Raw genomic sequence first — 14,287 nt, 5'->3', positions numbered from 1 at the left:
GGCGTCCACCAGGGCGTCCGCGCCGCGAGCGCCCGGAGCCGCGTGGTCGCGGGTCGCCGCGTAGAGGACGCCGCGGACCCGGCCCGCGACGACCACAGGGGCCGCCACCACACCTGTGATGCCCTCGGCCAGCACCGGGCCGTCGTAGTCGTGGGTGATCGACGCCGCGGTCCGGTAGTCGGCCACCGCGGCCGGGCGGCGCCGGGCGAGCACCTGGCCGCCCAGCCCGGTCTCGGCGCGGACCGCCAGGCCGCGCAGCCCGGCCGTGCGAACACCGACGAACTGGGACAGCCGCAGCACCCCGTCCGCCACGTCCCCGCCGAAGGCGACCGGGAGGCCGCTGCGCTCGCGGGCCGCGCGGAGCGCCTTGCGGTACGCGTCGGCGTCGTCGGGTCTGAGCGGATCGTCCTGGAGGGCGGCCATCGCCTGCCCCTTTCCGGGGGTAGTGGGCCGTCAGGGTGACACCGAGGATAAGGCGCCGAAACACCCCCGCAAAGAGCCCAGCCGCCGCCCCAACGGGCCCCGCACAGAGGGAGGAGCAGCCATGACCGACACCCGCGTCGGCGCCCTGCTCGACATCTACGGCTCCCCGGACGCCTGCGCCGCGCACCTGCTGTGCGACCGGCACCCCGCGGACCAGGTGGCCTTCACCGTCGTCGAGGACGACCTGAGCACCCGCCGGCTCACCTACGGCCAGCTGCGCCGCGATTCCGCACGCTTCGCCGCCGCCCTCGCCGGGCTCGGTGTCGGCCCGGGCGACGCGGTCGCGGTGCTCATGGGGAAGTCCGCCGAACTCGTCGTCGCCCTGCTGGGCATCTGGCGTCGCGGCGCGGTGCACGTACCGCTGTTCACCGCCTTCGCCCCGCCCGCCATCGCGCTGCGGCTGGCCGCGAGCCGGGCGAAGCTGGTCGTCGCCGACGCCGCCCAGCGCGGCAAGCTCGCCCCGGGCCCCGACCTCCCGGCGGACCGCCCCTGGCGGACCGTGGTCGTCGGCGCCGAGCCGGCGGGCGAGGAACTCTCCTTCGCGGAACTGACGGCCCGTCACACGGGTGACGAACCGGAGGGCCGCCCGGTCGCCGTCGGACCGGACGGGCTGCTGGTCAAGCTGTTCACCTCGGGGACCACCGGCACGCCCAAGGCCGTGCCGGTGCCGCTGCGGGCGCTCGCCGCCTTCCACGCCTACCTGGAGTTCGGGCTCGACGTCCGGCCGGACGACGTCTTCTGGAACGCCGCCGACCCCGGCTGGGCCTACGGCCTCTACTACGCGATCCTCGGCCCGCTCGCCGCGGGCGTACCCGGCCTGCTGCTGCACGCGGGCTTCTCCCCCGGGCTGACCTGGCAGGTCATGGAACGCCTCGGCGTCACCAACTTCACCGCCGCGCCCACGGTCTACCGCAGTCTGCAGGGCGAGCCGGTGCCGCCCGGCGTCCGGCTGCGCCGCGCCTCCTCCGCCGGGGAGCCGCTGACGCCCGACGTCGTCGCCTGGTCCGAGCGCGAACTCGGCGTCGCCGTACGGGACCACTACGGCCAGACCGAGCACGGCATGGTCATCGCCAACGGATGGGCCGACGAGGTGCGCACCCCCGTCGTCCCCGGATCCATGGGCCGGCCGCTGCCCGGCTGGAGCGCCGCCGTCCTCGACGACGAGCGCGACGAGCCGGCGCCCGCCGGGGTGCTGGGCCAGGTCGCGATCCGGGTGGATGCCAGCCCGCTGCTCTGGTTCACCGGCTACGCCGACGCGCCGGAGAGGACCGCGGAACGCTTCACCGCCGACGGCCGCTGGTACCTGACCGGCGACGCCGCCACCCAGGACGGCGAGGGCCGGTTCCGCTTCTCGGCCCGCGACGACGATGTGATCATCATGGCGGGTTACCGCATCGGCCCCTTCGAGGTGGAGAGCGTGCTGGCCGAGCACGACGCGGTCGCGGAGTCCGCCGTCGTCGGCGTCCCGGACCGGCTGCGCGGCGAGATCCTGGAGGCCTTCGTGGTGCTGCGTCCCGGTGCGGCACCCGGCCCCGACCTGGTCCGGGACCTGCAACTGCTGGTCAAGGCGCGGTACTCGGCGCACGCCTACCCGCGGACGGTGCACTTCGTGACCGAGCTGCCGAAGACCCCGAGCGGCAAGATCCAGCGCTACCTGCTGCGCGAACGCCGCAGCCGCGAGGCGGTCGCCGCCGTGGGCGGCCCGGGTGCTTGACCGGGATCGGCACAACTGCGAACGTGCCGGACGGAGATCCACAGGGCGGTGCAGAGGGAGTCGGAGATGACGCTGGAACAGAACCCTGGCGCCTACGCGGAGTTCCGCGCGGCCCGCGACCACCTGCTCGCCCACCGCGGCGACCTCGCCGGGGCCCGGGCCTTCCCCCGGCCCGAGGGCGAGTTCTTCAACTGGGCGCTGGACTGGTTCGACCCCATGGCCCGGACCACGCCGGGGACCGCGCTGCGGGTCGTCGACCTGGACGCGGACGGCACCGTCCTGGCCGAGACCGCGCTGAGCTTCGCCGAGATGAGCGAGCGCTCCACACGGGTGGCCGGTTGGCTGCGCTCGCTCGGCGTGGTCCGCGGCGACCGGATCCTGCTGCTGCTCGGGAACCGGGTCGCGCTCTGGGAGTTGATGCTCGCCGCCATCAAGATCGGCGCGGTCGTCATCCCGGCCAGCACCCTGCTCTCCCCCGACGACCTGGCGGACCGGGTGCACCGGGGCCGGGTCCGCCACGTCATCGCCGAAGCCGGCCTGACCGGCGGCTTCGCGGACATCGAGGGCGACTGGACCCGCATCTCGGTCGGCGACCAGGAGGTCCCCGGCTGGCTGCCCTACGCCCACGCCGCCTCCTTCCCGGTCGGCTTCCGCCCCGAGGGCGTCACCCGGGCCGAGGACCCGCTGCTGCTCTACTTCACCTCCGGCACGACCAGCCGCCCCAAGCTGGTCCAGCACACCCACCGGTCCTACCCGGTGGGCCACCTGTCGACCATGTACTGGATCGGCCTCCAGCCCGGCGACGTGCACCTCAACGTCTCCTCCCCTGGCTGGGCCAAGCACGCCTGGAGCAACTTCTTCGCCCCCTGGAACGCCCAGGCGGAGATCCTGGTGGTCAACCAACCCCGGTTCGCGGCACGACCGTTGCTGGATGCGATGGTCCGGTACGCGGTGACCTCCTTCTGCGCCCCGCCGACGGTGTGGCGGATGCTGGTCCTGGAGGAGCTGTCCCAGTGGCGTCCCCCGGTGCGCGAACTGGTGGGCGCCGGCGAGCCGTTGAACCCGGAGGTGATCGACCAGGTGCGGCGGGCGTGGGGGCTCACCCTGCGCGACGGCTTCGGCCAGACGGAGACCACGGCGCAGGTGGGCAACCCGCCGGGTCTCGCGCTCAAGCCCGGCTCGATGGGCCTGCCGCTGCCCGGCTACGAGGTGGCCCTGGTGGACCCGCTCAGCGGCGAGGAGGTCACCGAGCCCGGCGCGGAGGGCGAACTGTGCCTGCCCCTGGACAGCCGGCCGCTCGGTCTGATGGCCGGCTACCAGCAGGACCCGGACCGCCAGGCGGAGGCGACGGCGGGCGGCTACTACCACACGGGCGACGTGGCGTTCCGGGACGCGGACGGCTACCTGACGTACGTCGGGCGCACGGACGACGTGTTCAAGTCCTCGGACTACCGGATCTCACCGTTCGAGCTGGAGAGCGTCCTGATCGAACACCCCGCCGTCGCGGAGGCGGCGGTGGTCCCCTCCCCCGACCCGGTGCGGCTGTCGGTGCCCAAGGCGTACGTGGTCCTGGCGCCCGGCGCCACGCCGGACGCGGAGACGGCGCGGTCCATCCTGGCGTGGGCGCGGCAGCAGTTGGCGCCCTACAAGCGGGTGCGGCGCCTGGAGTTCGCGGACCTGCCCAAGACCGTCTCCGGCAAGATCCGCCGGGTCGAACTCCGCACCCGCGAAACCGACTTGCACGGGGGCCCGGAGGCCCCGGCCCGCGGCAAGCTGGAGTTCTGGGAGGAGGACTTCCCGGCCCAGCCGTAGGGGCGCGAGGCGGTCGACCCGCGCGGCTCCGCCGCAGGGGCGCGACCGGCCACCCCCCAGGGGGCGCGGGGAACTGCGCCCCTACGGGCGACGGGCTGATGTCGCGGCAGCGGTGTTCGCGGCGGCCACGACGCCGAACACCCAGGCGAGCGTGGGCTGGTGGAGTCCCGCCAGCGCCGCGACCGCACCCCCGAACACCACCGCCTTCACCGCGAGCACCGCCGGAAGCGCAACCCGGAACGTCGCCTTGGGCGCGGCGAACAAGCCCCACAGCACCGCTGCCGCCAGCGGCAGCAGCAGGGCGAGCCACCAGCCCGCCGCGTGGGCGCCCCACCAGCCCAGCGCGAGCAGCGCAAGTACCTCGATCACAAAGGCCAGCAGCTCGTTGGCCGCGCGCAGCAGCTTCATGCCGCCAGCATAGGAGAGCACCGCTCTCGAAGGGAAGCCCCGATCTCGGAGTAGAATGTGACGGCACGTCAGATGTCCTGCCGCGTTAACTGGTGATGACGCCCGCCGACAGGTGTGTGCCAGCACTCGCGCAAGTCCCCCTGCTCGTGATCTGATACGCCCACGACTCTCCCGGTAAGCCTCCACATCCCGGAGGCGGGGCTCGTCGTACCCACCTTCCTGGCACACCCTGCCCACCCGTCGGCCTTCGTACCGGAGACCCGCGTGAACGACCCGCTGCGCATCTGGCTGAACCGCACCTACGCCGAGAACGCCTTCTTCATCGGCCTGTTGAGAGAGAACGCCGACGGCGTCCCCGTCGAGATCCATGCGACGCATGTCGATCCCGACTCGCCCGTCCTGCGCGCGGCCGACCACGCCTCCTTGGAGCCGGACCACCTGTCCCCCGCCGCGTACGTCGAGTTCGCGCTCGACTACTGCGCGCGGCACGCCATCCGCCTCTTCCTCCCCCGGCTGCACCAGCACGCCGTGGCCGAGCGGGAGGAGGACTTCCGCGCTCTGGGCACCGGCGTGCTCAGCCCGCCCGCGCCGGCCATCGAGCTGTTCGCGGACAAGGCCGCGGCCTACGAGGCCCTCGGCGCGGCCGGGTTGCCGGTCCCGCCCTGGTGGCGGGTGCGCGGCAGCGAGCAGTTGCTGGAGGCCGTCGCCGGGATCGAGGCCCTGGGCGGGACTCCCTGCCTCAAGCCGGTGACCGGGGCCGGCGGCGAAGGCTTCCGGATGCTCACCCGCAAGCCCTTCTCCCTGGCCCGCCTTGCCGGTTCACCCAGTTGGCAGGTGTCGCTGGACCAGGTCGCGCAGGCGCTGCGCGAGGCCGAGGCGGAGACGCCGGAGCCGGTCGACTGGCTGGTCATGCCGCACCTGGCCGGCCCCGAGGTGTCCGTGGACTGCCTGGTCTCGCCCGAGGGGCTGGTGCAGGGCGCGGTCGGGCGCACCAAGGAGGGCCGCCGCCGCGGCTTCACCCTGGACCCCGCCTACCTGGTCCCGGCCCGGGCCCTGGCCGAGCAGTTCCAGCTGGCCTACCTGACCAACATCCAGTTCCGGCACTGGCACGGGCAGCCGATGCTGCTGGACGTCAACACGCGTCCCTCCGGCGGCCTGCACCAGCTGTCCCGCTGCGGAGTGAACTTCCCGTGGGCGGCCATGCAGTTGGCGCTGGGTATGACCGCGACCGGGGTGACCCCGCGGGCACTGGGCGACGACTACACCCTCATCTCCACGCCCTACCCGACGCTGCCGCGCCAACTGCCCATCCCCGGACCGCGGGTGACGGCGGACCAGGCCGCGCCCGCCGCCAGCGGGCAGGCCGTCACGCTCTGACGCTCACACCCTGACCGTGCCGCGGACCGCTCGGGCGATCACCCGGGCGGTCGCCGCCCCGGCCGTCAGCGCGTGCTCCGCCGTGGCCGGCCGGCAGCGGCCCAACGTGCGGTCGTACTCGGCCATGACCACCCCCGCGTGGTCGGTCTCCAGCTCGGTGTACTCCACCGGCCAGCGGTGCTGCTCCAGGTGCCGGGCGAAGGCCCGCGAACACGCGACGTCCACGACGGCGTCCGCCGTGCCGTGCACCAGGTGCACCGGCAGCGAAGGCTGCTGAGTGACCGTCAGGTCCTCCACGGCGGGCGGGCCCATGCGCGGGTCGGAGGAGGTCAGGTAGTTCCCCGCGATGCCGACCACCGCCGTCGGCCGCCACCCGTCCCACAGCGGCGGGCGCAGCACCGTGGCCATGGCCGCGCGGGCGCCCAGCGACCAGCCCGCCAGCACCGCCTCGTCACCGACGTGCGCCCGCAGCCACGCCACCGACTCCCGCAGGTGCGTCCAGCCGCCGTCCGCGGCGTCCGAACGCCAGTCCGGGGCGACCACGCGCACGCCGTGCCCCGCCGCCTCCCTGGCCAGCGTCGCCAGCACATCCCGCTCCTGCGGACCCCGGCCGTGCCACAGCAGCACCGTCCCCCACACCGGCCCCTCGGCCGGGCGGTAGACGTCCAACTGCTTGCCGAACGAGCCGTAGTCGATCCCGGTCCGCGCCACCACCTGCGTCGTCACTCGAACACCTGCCTTTCCCACGCCCATCCTGCCCGGTCCGGAGGCGGGACAGACCTGTTCCGGCCGTGTCGCGCCGCGAACCGGCCAACGGACCGGCTCCGCACCGGCCCCGACGCACCGTCAGACATGCACGCGGCGCAGCGCCTCCGGCGTCAGGTCGGCAAGGCTCGGGTAGCCGTCCACGGCCATCACCAGGTCCAGTTCGGCCAGCAGCGTCCGCAGCACGTGCACCATGCCCTCCTCCCCGCCGAGCGCCAGGCCGTAGGCGTAGGGGCGGCCGATGCCCACCGCCGTCGCGCCCAGCGCGAGCGCCTTGGCGGCGTCGGCCCCCGAGCGCACCCCCGAGTCGAAGAGCACCGGCAGGCCGTCCGCCGCCGCGACCACCTCGGGCAGCGTGTCCAGCGCGGGCAGACCGCCGTTGGCCTGGCGGCCGCCGTGGTTGGAGCAGTAGACGCCGTCCACGCCCGCGTCCCGGGCGCGGCGCACGTCCTCCGGATGGGACAGGCCCTTGAGGATCAGCGGCAGCGACGTCAGCGAGCGCAGCCAGTCCAGGTCCGCCCAGGTGAGCGGGTTGCCGAAGATCTGCGTCCAGGTCAGCACCGCCGAGGACGGGTCCTGCTCCGGCGGCGTGGCGAGCCGGGAGCGGAACACCGGGTCGGTGAAGTAGTTGGCCAGGCAGTGCCCGCGCAACTGCGGGAAGTTGCCCGTGGACAGGTCCCGCGGCCGCCACCCGGTGACCCAGGTGTCCAGCGTCACCACGATCCCCCGGAAGCCGGCCGCCTCCGCGCGGGACACCAGGCTCTGCGCCAACTCCCGGTCGGTGGGCGTGTAGAGCTGGAAGAAGCCGGGCGTGTCCCCGAACTGCTTCGCCACGTCCTCCAGCGGATCCACCGACAGCGTGGACGCCACCATCGGCACGCCCGTGCGCGCCGCGGCCCGCGCCGTCGCCAGGTCGCCGTGCCCGTCCTGGGCGCACAGGCCGATCACGCCGACCGGGGCCAGGAACAGCGGAGACGGCAGCTCGAGCCCGAACAGATCCACCGTCAGGTTCCGGGCCTTCGCCCCCACCAGCATCCGCGGGACGAGCCCCCACTGGTCGAAGGCGCGCACGTTCGCGCGCTGCGTGCGCTCGTCACCGGCGCCGCCGGCGACGTACGACCAGAGGGAGGCGGACATCGCGGCCTCCGCCCGGCGCTCCAAACCGGCGAAGTCCATCGGCAGTTCGGGCAGCCGTCCGAAGAGCCCGTTGAAGTAGATCTCGTTCTGGTAGTCGCCGAACTGCGCCATCTGCCCGACCTCTCACCTGCGCGGACGTCCTTGTCGGGGCTCACGCTGCCCCAGCCGCGGGCCGCCGGTCAACGCCCGGCCGCCGGTCGCGGCCCGTCTCCGGGGACAGGACGTCAGCGAGCCCGCTGGGTCACCGCCACGCACAGCAGCACCGCGAGCGCCGCGAGCGCGGTTCCGGCGCCCAGCCGCTCACCGAGCAGCAGCGCGGCCCACACCAGCGTCAACAGTGGCTGCGCCAACTGCAGTTGGGAGGCCCGGGGCACCCCGATCTCGGCCATGCCCCGGTACCAGACCAGCAGCCCGAAGAACTGCGACACCGCCGCGAGGTACAGCAGTCCGAACAGCGACTCACCCGTCAGCCGCGCCGGTTCGGCGGCCAGCGCGAACGCCGCCCCGGGAACCGTGAGCGGCAGCGAACCCACCAGCGCCCAGCCGATCACCTGCCAACCGGGCAGCACCGCCGTCAGCCGGCCGCCCGCGACGTAGCCCGCCGCGCAGGCCAGGAGCGCGGCGAAGAGCAGCAGGTCCGCAGGGGTCGGCGCGCCGCCGCTCTGGGCGAGCGCGAAGGCGACGACCGTCGCCGTGCCCAGCCCCGCGGCCGCCCAGAACAGCCGCGAGTGCCGGGTCCTCGTCACCGCGGCGGCCATGACGGAGGTCGTCAGCGGCAGCGCGCCGATCACGACGGAGGCATGCGACGTCCTCGCGGTCTGCAGCGCCAGCGTGGTCAGCACCGGGAAGCCGACGACCACCCCGAACGCGACCACGGCGAGCGCCGGCCAGTGCCGCCGCTCGGGGACCCGGGCGCGGGTGGCCAGGAGGAAGCCCGCGGCGATCAGCGCGGCCAGCACCTCGCGCACGGACACCGTCGTCCACGGTCCGAAGCCGGACAGGGACCAGTGGGTGGCCGGGAAGGTGAAGGAGAAGCAGAGGACGCCCAGCCCCGCCAGCAGGACTCCGCCGCCCCGAACCGCTATCGGCATTCGAGGTATAGCGCTATCTTTGATACTCATGAACAACGGTATCAGTTCGGCCCTTCTCGCCGACACCCTCCGAGCCGAGCTGAACCGCTTCGCGCCCGGTGAGCGGCTTCCGTCCACCCGCGCTCTCGTCCAGCGCTTCGCAACCAGCCCGGTCACCGTCTCCCGCGCCCTCGCCGCGCTCACCGCCGAGGGCCTCGTGGTCACCCGGCCCGGCTCCGGCACCTACCGCGCCCCGACCCCGCCACGGGACCGCCCCGCCGACACGTCCTGGCAGCAACTCGCCCTCAGCGCCGAGGAATCGGGCGACGCCACACCGCGCTCGGTGGATGCCACCGGCGTGCTCGCCACGCTGACCGCCCCGCCGCCCGGCGTCATCCCGCTCAACGAGGGCTACCTGCACGCCTCCCTCCGCCCGGACCAGGCATTGGGCGCCGCCCTCGCCCGCGCGGCCCGCCGCCCCGACGCCTGGGACCGGCCACCGGTGGCGGGCCTGAGCGCGCTCCGTACCTGGTTCGCGCGGGAGACCCATGGCTCGGTCACCGCCGAGGACGTCCTGATCACGGCGGGCGGCCAGTCCGCCCTCACCACCGCGCTGCGCGCCCTGGCCACCCCGGGCGCGCCGCTGCTGGTCGAATCCCCCACCTACTACGGCGCGTTGGCCGTCGCGCGCGCAGCCGGCCTGCGGCCGGTCCCGGTCCCCGTCGACGCCGAAGGCATCCGCCCGGACCTGCTGGCGGAGGCCTTCACCGCGACGGGCGCGCGGGTGCTGCTCTGCCAGCCTCTCTTCCAGAACCCCACCAGTGCCGTCCTGTCCACCGAGCGCCGCCGCGCGGTCCTCGAACTGGCGCGCGCCGCAGGGGCGTTCGTCATCGAGGACGACTACGCGCGCCGGCTCGCCCACGGCAGCAGCCCGGTCCCCCCGCCGCTGGTCTCCGACGACCCGGACGGCACCGTCGTCCACATCGCGTCCCTGACCAAGCCCACCTCACCGAGCCTGCGGGTCGGCGCGATCGTGGCCCGCGGACCGGTGGTGCAGCGGCTGCGCGCGATCCAGGTCGTCGACAGCTTCTTCGTGCCGCGGCCGCTCCAGGAAGCCGCCCTGGAGCTGGTCGGCTCCCCCGCCTGGCCCCGCCACCTCCGCACCGTCGGCGCGGGCCTCCGCGACCGCGCCGCCGCCTTCGCGGCGGCCGTGCACGGACAGCTGCCGGACCTGCCGGAGTTCCACCATCCCAGTGGCGGCTACCAGTTCTGGCTCCCGCTGCCGCCCGCCACCGACGAGACCGCCCTCACCTCCACCGCCCTCCGCCACGGCCTCGCCCTGACCCCCGGCCGCCCGTACTTCCCCGCCGAAAGCCCCGGCCCCCACCTCCGCATCAGCATCGCGGCGACCTCGGGCCCGGACGAACTGACGGAGGCGGCCAGGAGGTTGGCGCAGGCGATGACCGATCTTCCGTGACGGATGTGCGTGCGGCAACGTCAAACGAAAGACCGCACGACCATCCGAACAGATGAAGAACGGTGGGAATAGGCGGCCTCCCGGTGTCCCGTATCGCAAGCCTGAGCGCATGACGTTCATGAATCTGGAGAACCCCGATCACGCCTACCTCTTCGGCTTCCTGCAGGCCGACGGCCACCTCTTCCGGGGACGCGGCCAGAAGGGCCGCCTGACCGTGGAGTTGAACGCCCGGGACATCGAGCTGCTCGAGCGATTCAAGGCGCTCTGCCCCTACCCGAGCAGCGTCACCACCAGGACCCGCGCGACCAACTTCTCCCCCGAGTCCCGGACGGCTGTCTGGTCGGTCTGCGCCCTCGCCTTCCGGCGCGAACTCGTCTGTCTTGGGCTCCCCGAAGGGCGGAAGTCGGCCCGCATCGCCCCGCCTGGCATACCGTTCTCAGCTCGGGACTACCTGCGCGGTCTCATCGACGCCGACGGTTCGCTGGGCATGACCGCCAAAGGCAACCCCTTCGTCAGCCTCGTGACGCAGAGTGATGCGCTGGCGGAGTACTTCTGCGAATCCGTCCGGCAGTTGACGGGAGTCGTCCACAGACCCCGACGCAATCGTCGTGACTCGGTTTTCAACCTGTACTACGAGAGGGAGCCGGCCGTCGAGTTGTCGCACCGCCTCTACCAAGCCGCCGGCCTGTCACTCCGCCGCAAGCAGGAGATCGCGCTCCGTCTGCAGACCTGGACCCGACCGCCGGGAATGAAGCGGATCCCGAACCGGAGGATCTGGATTCCGGCCGAGGATGAGATCCTTCGCGCAGCGCCCACCCTCGAAGAGGCCAGCCGCAGGCTGAACCGCTCCTTGGCAAGCTGCACGATGCGCTTGTGGCGCCTGGAGAAGCTCCAGGCGCCACAACTCAACCCTTGACGCAGACGACCTGCTTCAGCTCGGCGACCACCTCGACGAGGTCGGTCTGCTGGGCCATGACCTTCTCGATCGACTTGTAGGCCGACGGGATCTCGTCCACGACGCCGGAGTCCTTGCGGCACTCGACTCCGCGCGTCTGCTGTTCCAGATCCCGGACGCCGTACTTGCGCTTAGCGGCCGAGCGGCTCATCTTCCGACCCGCGCCGTGCGACGCGGAGTTGAAGGCATCCGCGTTGCCCAGACCACGGACGATGTACGAGCCGGTACCCATGGATCCCGGGATGATCCCGTAGTCCCCGGAGCCAGCCCGGATCGCGCCCTTGCGGGTGACGAGGAGGTCCATGCCCTCGTAGGTCTCCTCCGCCACGTAGTTGTGGTGGCAGGAGATGACCTCGCCGAACTCGACCTTGGTGCGCCGGACCTCCTTCCGGAACGCCTCCTGGAAGAAGGTCATCATGACGGCCCTGTTGTACTTGGCGTATTCCTGCGCCCAGAAGAGGTCACGCCGATAGGCGGCCATCTGCGGGGTGTCCGCGATGAACACCGCGAGGTCGCGGTCGACCAGCCCCTGGTTGTAGGGCAGCGAGCGGGCGACGCCGATGTGGTGCTCGGCAAGCTCCTTGCCGATGTTCCGGGATCCGGAGTGCAGCATCAGCCACACAGAATCGGACTTATCGACACAAACTTCCACGAAGTGGTTGCCGCTGCCCAAGGTCCCCATCTGCTGCATCGCCCGCTCCTCCTTCGCCTTCACTTCCGGAGCGAGCTCGGCGAACCGGGACCAGAACGACGTCCACCCCGTCGCCGAGAACCCGTGCAGGCGGGCGGGGTCCACCGGGTCGCGGTGGAGGCCGCGCCCGACGGGGATGGCGGCCTCGATGCGGGAGCGCAGCCGGGACAGGTTGTCGGGCAGGTCGCGGGCGGTGAGCGAAGTCTTCACCGCGCTCATCCCGCAGCCGATGTCGACCCCCACCGCCGCCGGGCAGACGGCGTCCTTCATGGCGATGACGGAGCCGACGGTCGCGCCCTTGCCCAGGTGGACGTCGGGCATGACGGCCAGACCCTTGATCCACGGCAACGTGGTGATGTTGCGGAGCTGCTGCATCGCCGCGCCCTCGACCGTCGCGGGGTCGGTCCACATCCGGATGGGCACGTTGACGCCGGGTACTTCGGTGTACGACATGGGTTGAATCACTCCATATACAAGGGAGTTGACAGGAAGTCAGAGAGTGGCGACGCGTTCAGCGCGCGGCAGGAGCAGCGGTGGGGCGGCGTCGCCTCGGGGAGGTGCGCCGGGCTTGGCCACGGTCGCGCATCGTCTCGACCCGCATGGGACTGCCTCCTCTCACCGCTGCTCGGCCGGGCCGGCGGACGTCGCCGGCCTCGGGAGTATTCACCCATGAACTGCCTGGCCGGGCAACGGAAATAAGGCGAGGGCCGCCCTGCCGGAGCAGGGCGGCCCTCGGGGCTCGCGGTGTGCGAGGGATCAGTGGGCGATCACCGGGATGGCGACGTCCTCGGCTCCTTCGCCCTCGGCCGCGGCTGCCGCGGCTGCGTCGTGGCTGCCCGCGTTGACGAACACGGCCACGATGAGCGAGGCGGCGACCATGATGCCGACGGCCCACCAGATGGCGACGGAGTAGCCGTGCACCGCCGCCTCCTTGGCGAAGAGGACCTTGTCGGCGGCGGCCGGGCTCGCCACATGGGCGGCGATCCAGGTGGTCGTCGCGCTGGCGGCGATGGTGTTGAGCAGGGCGGTGCCGATGGAGCCGCCGACCTGCTGCGAGGTGTTGATCATGGCGGAGGCGACGCCGGCGTCCTGCGGCTGGACCTTGTAGGTGGCCAGGCTCATGGCGGGCATGAACGAGGTGCCCATGCCGAGGCCGAGCAGCAGCTCGGCGGGCAGGATCAGGGTCCAGTAGGAGGAGTCGACCTTCATCTGGGTCAGCAGCAGCATGCCGATCGCGGCGACGAACAGACCGGGGCCCATGAGCAGGCGGGCCGGGAGGCGGTTCATCAGCCGGGCGCCGATCTGCGTGGAGCCGGTGATCATGCCGACGACCATGGGCAGGAAGGCGACGCCGGTCATGACCGGCGAGTACCCCTTGACCCACTGCAGGTAGTAGGTGAGGAAGAGGAAGAGGCCGAACATGCCGATCACGGCGAGGCCGAGGCCGAGGTAGACGCCGCCGCGGTTGCGGTTGGCGACGACACGCAGCGGCAGCAGCGGGGCCTTGACCTTGGACTCGACGAACACGAAGGCCGCGAGCAGCACCGCGGAGGCCACGAAGAGGCCGATGGTGACGCCGGAGCCCCAGCCGTCCTCCTCGGCCTTGGTGAAGCCGTAGACGAGGGCGACGAGTCCGCTGGTGGCGAGCAGGACACCGGGGATGTCGAGCTTGTTGCGGTTGCGCTGGTCCTCGCGCTCGTGGATGAAGGCGACGGCGCCGAGCACGGCCACGATGGCGAAGACGATGTTGACGTACAGCGACCAGCGCCAGTTGACGTACTGGGTGAGCACGCCGCCGAGGAGCAGGCCGACGGCGCCGCCGGCGCCGGCGATGGCGCCGAAGATGCCGAAGGCGGTGGCGCGTTCCTTGGCCTCGGTGAAGGTCACCGCGAGCAGGGAGAGGGCGGCGGGTGCGAGCAGCGCGCCGAAGACGCCCTGGAGGGCGCGGGCGCCGAGCAGCATGCCGGTGTTGACCGCGGCGCCGCCGAGGGCGGAGGCGAGGGCGAAGCCGACGAGGCCGATGATGAAGGCGCGCTTGCGTCCCCAGAGGTCGGCGACGCGGCCGCCGAAGAGCAGCAGACCGCCGAAGGCGAGGCTGTAGGCGGTGATCACCCACTGCCGGTTGGAGTCGGAGATGTGCAGGTCGGCCTGGGCGTGCGGGAGCGCGATGTTCACGACCGTGGCGTCGAGGACGACCATGAGCTGAGCGATGGCGATGAACGCGAGCGCTTTCCAGCGCTGCGGGTCGAGCGCCGGTGACGCGGCGGTACGGTCCGCCTTGTCGAGGGTCGGCGCCTTGTCGGCGGGTGTTTCAGGCATGGAAGTACCCCGTTGCAGGTGATATTTCGAGAATTGCAGTGGATCAGACCGAGGTTGCCGGCTGGTTACGGTCGGCGTG

General features: G+C 72.5%; 12 protein-coding genes. 5 read left to right on the top strand and 7 right to left on the bottom strand.

Going from position 1 to position 14,287, the window contains the following annotated elements:
• Positions 1–423, bottom strand: a 423-nt coding sequence (locus tag ACFP3V_RS18060; protein WP_380584614.1) for a GAF domain-containing protein, incomplete at its 3' end; no start/stop codon positions are given.
• Between the two features lie 121 nt (positions 424–544).
• On the opposite strand from ACFP3V_RS18060, the gene ACFP3V_RS18055 reads away from it, so the two are divergent.
• Both ACFP3V_RS18055 and ACFP3V_RS18050 read left to right on the top strand, forming a co-directional pair.
• Positions 545–2,197, top strand: a complete 1,653-nt coding sequence (locus ACFP3V_RS18055; protein ID WP_380584612.1) for an AMP-binding protein — start codon at positions 545–547, stop codon at positions 2,195–2,197.
• A gap of 66 nt (positions 2,198–2,263) precedes the next feature.
• The gene (locus tag ACFP3V_RS18050; RefSeq protein WP_380584610.1) at positions 2,264–4,009 is read left to right on the top strand and encodes an AMP-binding protein; all 1,746 of its coding nucleotides are present in this window, start codon (positions 2,264–2,266) and stop codon (positions 4,007–4,009) included.
• 81 nt (positions 4,010–4,090) lie between these two features.
• On the opposite strand, the gene ACFP3V_RS18045 is transcribed toward ACFP3V_RS18050, so the two are convergent.
• Complete coding sequence (locus tag ACFP3V_RS18045; RefSeq protein WP_380584608.1) at positions 4,091–4,417, bottom strand: YrdB family protein; 327 nt, start codon at positions 4,415–4,417, stop codon at positions 4,091–4,093.
• Positions 4,418–4,681: 264 nt separating this feature from the next.
• On the opposite strand from ACFP3V_RS18045, the gene ACFP3V_RS18040 reads away from it, so the two are divergent.
• Positions 4,682–5,794 (top strand): ATP-grasp domain-containing protein, encoded by a 1,113-nt coding sequence (locus ACFP3V_RS18040; RefSeq protein WP_380584606.1) that lies wholly within the window; start codon positions 4,682–4,684, stop codon positions 5,792–5,794.
• Positions 5,795–5,797: 3 nt separating this feature from the next.
• On the opposite strand, the gene ACFP3V_RS18035 is transcribed toward ACFP3V_RS18040, so the two are convergent.
• The 3 genes from ACFP3V_RS18035 to ACFP3V_RS18025 all read right to left on the bottom strand — a co-directional run bounded on the left by ACFP3V_RS18035 (position 5,798) and on the right by ACFP3V_RS18025 (position 8,817).
• Positions 5,798–6,520: an alpha/beta hydrolase gene (locus ACFP3V_RS18035; RefSeq protein WP_380584604.1), complete on the bottom strand. Its 723-nt coding sequence runs from the start codon at positions 6,518–6,520 to the stop codon at positions 5,798–5,800.
• A gap of 120 nt (positions 6,521–6,640) precedes the next feature.
• Positions 6,641–7,807, bottom strand: a complete 1,167-nt coding sequence (locus tag ACFP3V_RS18030) for a lactate 2-monooxygenase (protein ID WP_380584602.1) — start codon at positions 7,805–7,807, stop codon at positions 6,641–6,643.
• A gap of 113 nt (positions 7,808–7,920) precedes the next feature.
• Positions 7,921–8,817, bottom strand: coding sequence for a DMT family transporter (locus ACFP3V_RS18025; protein WP_380584600.1), 897 nt, complete (start codon positions 8,815–8,817; stop codon positions 7,921–7,923).
• Here ACFP3V_RS18025 and ACFP3V_RS18020 point away from each other — a divergent pair.
• Entirely contained in the window at positions 8,816–10,243 is a 1,428-nt protein-coding gene (locus ACFP3V_RS18020) for an aminotransferase-like domain-containing protein (RefSeq protein WP_380584598.1), read from the top strand. The two genes, ACFP3V_RS18025 and ACFP3V_RS18020, sit on opposite strands and share 2 nt — an antisense overlap.
• A gap of 109 nt (positions 10,244–10,352) precedes the next feature.
• Positions 10,353–11,159: an LAGLIDADG family homing endonuclease gene (locus ACFP3V_RS18015; protein ID WP_380584596.1), complete on the top strand. Its 807-nt coding sequence runs from the start codon at positions 10,353–10,355 to the stop codon at positions 11,157–11,159.
• Here ACFP3V_RS18015 and ACFP3V_RS18010 read toward each other — a convergent pair.
• Together ACFP3V_RS18010 and ACFP3V_RS18005 are read right to left on the bottom strand one after the other, a co-directional pair.
• Positions 11,149–12,342, bottom strand: a complete 1,194-nt coding sequence (locus tag ACFP3V_RS18010; RefSeq protein WP_380584594.1) for an RtcB family protein — start codon at positions 12,340–12,342, stop codon at positions 11,149–11,151. The genes ACFP3V_RS18015 and ACFP3V_RS18010 overlap by 11 nt on opposite strands.
• A gap of 303 nt (positions 12,343–12,645) precedes the next feature.
• The gene (locus tag ACFP3V_RS18005) at positions 12,646–14,208 is read right to left on the bottom strand and encodes an MFS transporter (RefSeq protein ID WP_380584592.1); all 1,563 of its coding nucleotides are present in this window, start codon (positions 14,206–14,208) and stop codon (positions 12,646–12,648) included.
• Between the last annotated feature and the right edge of the window lie 79 nt (positions 14,209–14,287).

Source organism: Streptacidiphilus monticola (genome assembly GCF_042658505.1).
GTDB classification, from domain to species: domain Bacteria; phylum Actinomycetota; class Actinomycetes; order Streptomycetales; family Streptomycetaceae; genus Streptacidiphilus; species Streptacidiphilus monticola.
Note: the sequence above shows the minus strand (reverse complement) of the source record. Positions and strands in the feature narration are given on the sequence as shown.

Excerpts from the sequence above, each read along its gene's own strand:
- ACFP3V_RS18050 (WP_380584610.1), top strand. The coding sequence starts at position 2,264 with ATGACGCTGGAACAGAACCCTGGCGCCTACGCGGAGTTCCGCGCGGCC.
- ACFP3V_RS18055 (WP_380584612.1), top strand. The coding sequence starts at position 545 with ATGACCGACACCCGCGTCGGCGCCCTGCTCGACATCTACGGCTCCCCG.
- ACFP3V_RS18015 (WP_380584596.1), top strand. The coding sequence starts at position 10,353 with ATGACGTTCATGAATCTGGAGAACCCCGATCACGCCTACCTCTTCGGC.
- ACFP3V_RS18025 (WP_380584600.1), bottom strand. The coding sequence starts at position 8,817 with ATGAGTATCAAAGATAGCGCTATACCTCGAATGCCGATAGCGGTTCGG.
- ACFP3V_RS18045 (WP_380584608.1), bottom strand. The coding sequence starts at position 4,417 with ATGAAGCTGCTGCGCGCGGCCAACGAGCTGCTGGCCTTTGTGATCGAG.
- ACFP3V_RS18030 (WP_380584602.1), bottom strand. The coding sequence starts at position 7,807 with ATGGCGCAGTTCGGCGACTACCAGAACGAGATCTACTTCAACGGGCTC.
- ACFP3V_RS18020 (WP_380584598.1), top strand. The coding sequence starts at position 8,816 with ATGAACAACGGTATCAGTTCGGCCCTTCTCGCCGACACCCTCCGAGCC.
- ACFP3V_RS18005 (WP_380584592.1), bottom strand. The coding sequence starts at position 14,208 with ATGCCTGAAACACCCGCCGACAAGGCGCCGACCCTCGACAAGGCGGAC.
- ACFP3V_RS18010 (WP_380584594.1), bottom strand. The coding sequence starts at position 12,342 with ATGTCGTACACCGAAGTACCCGGCGTCAACGTGCCCATCCGGATGTGG.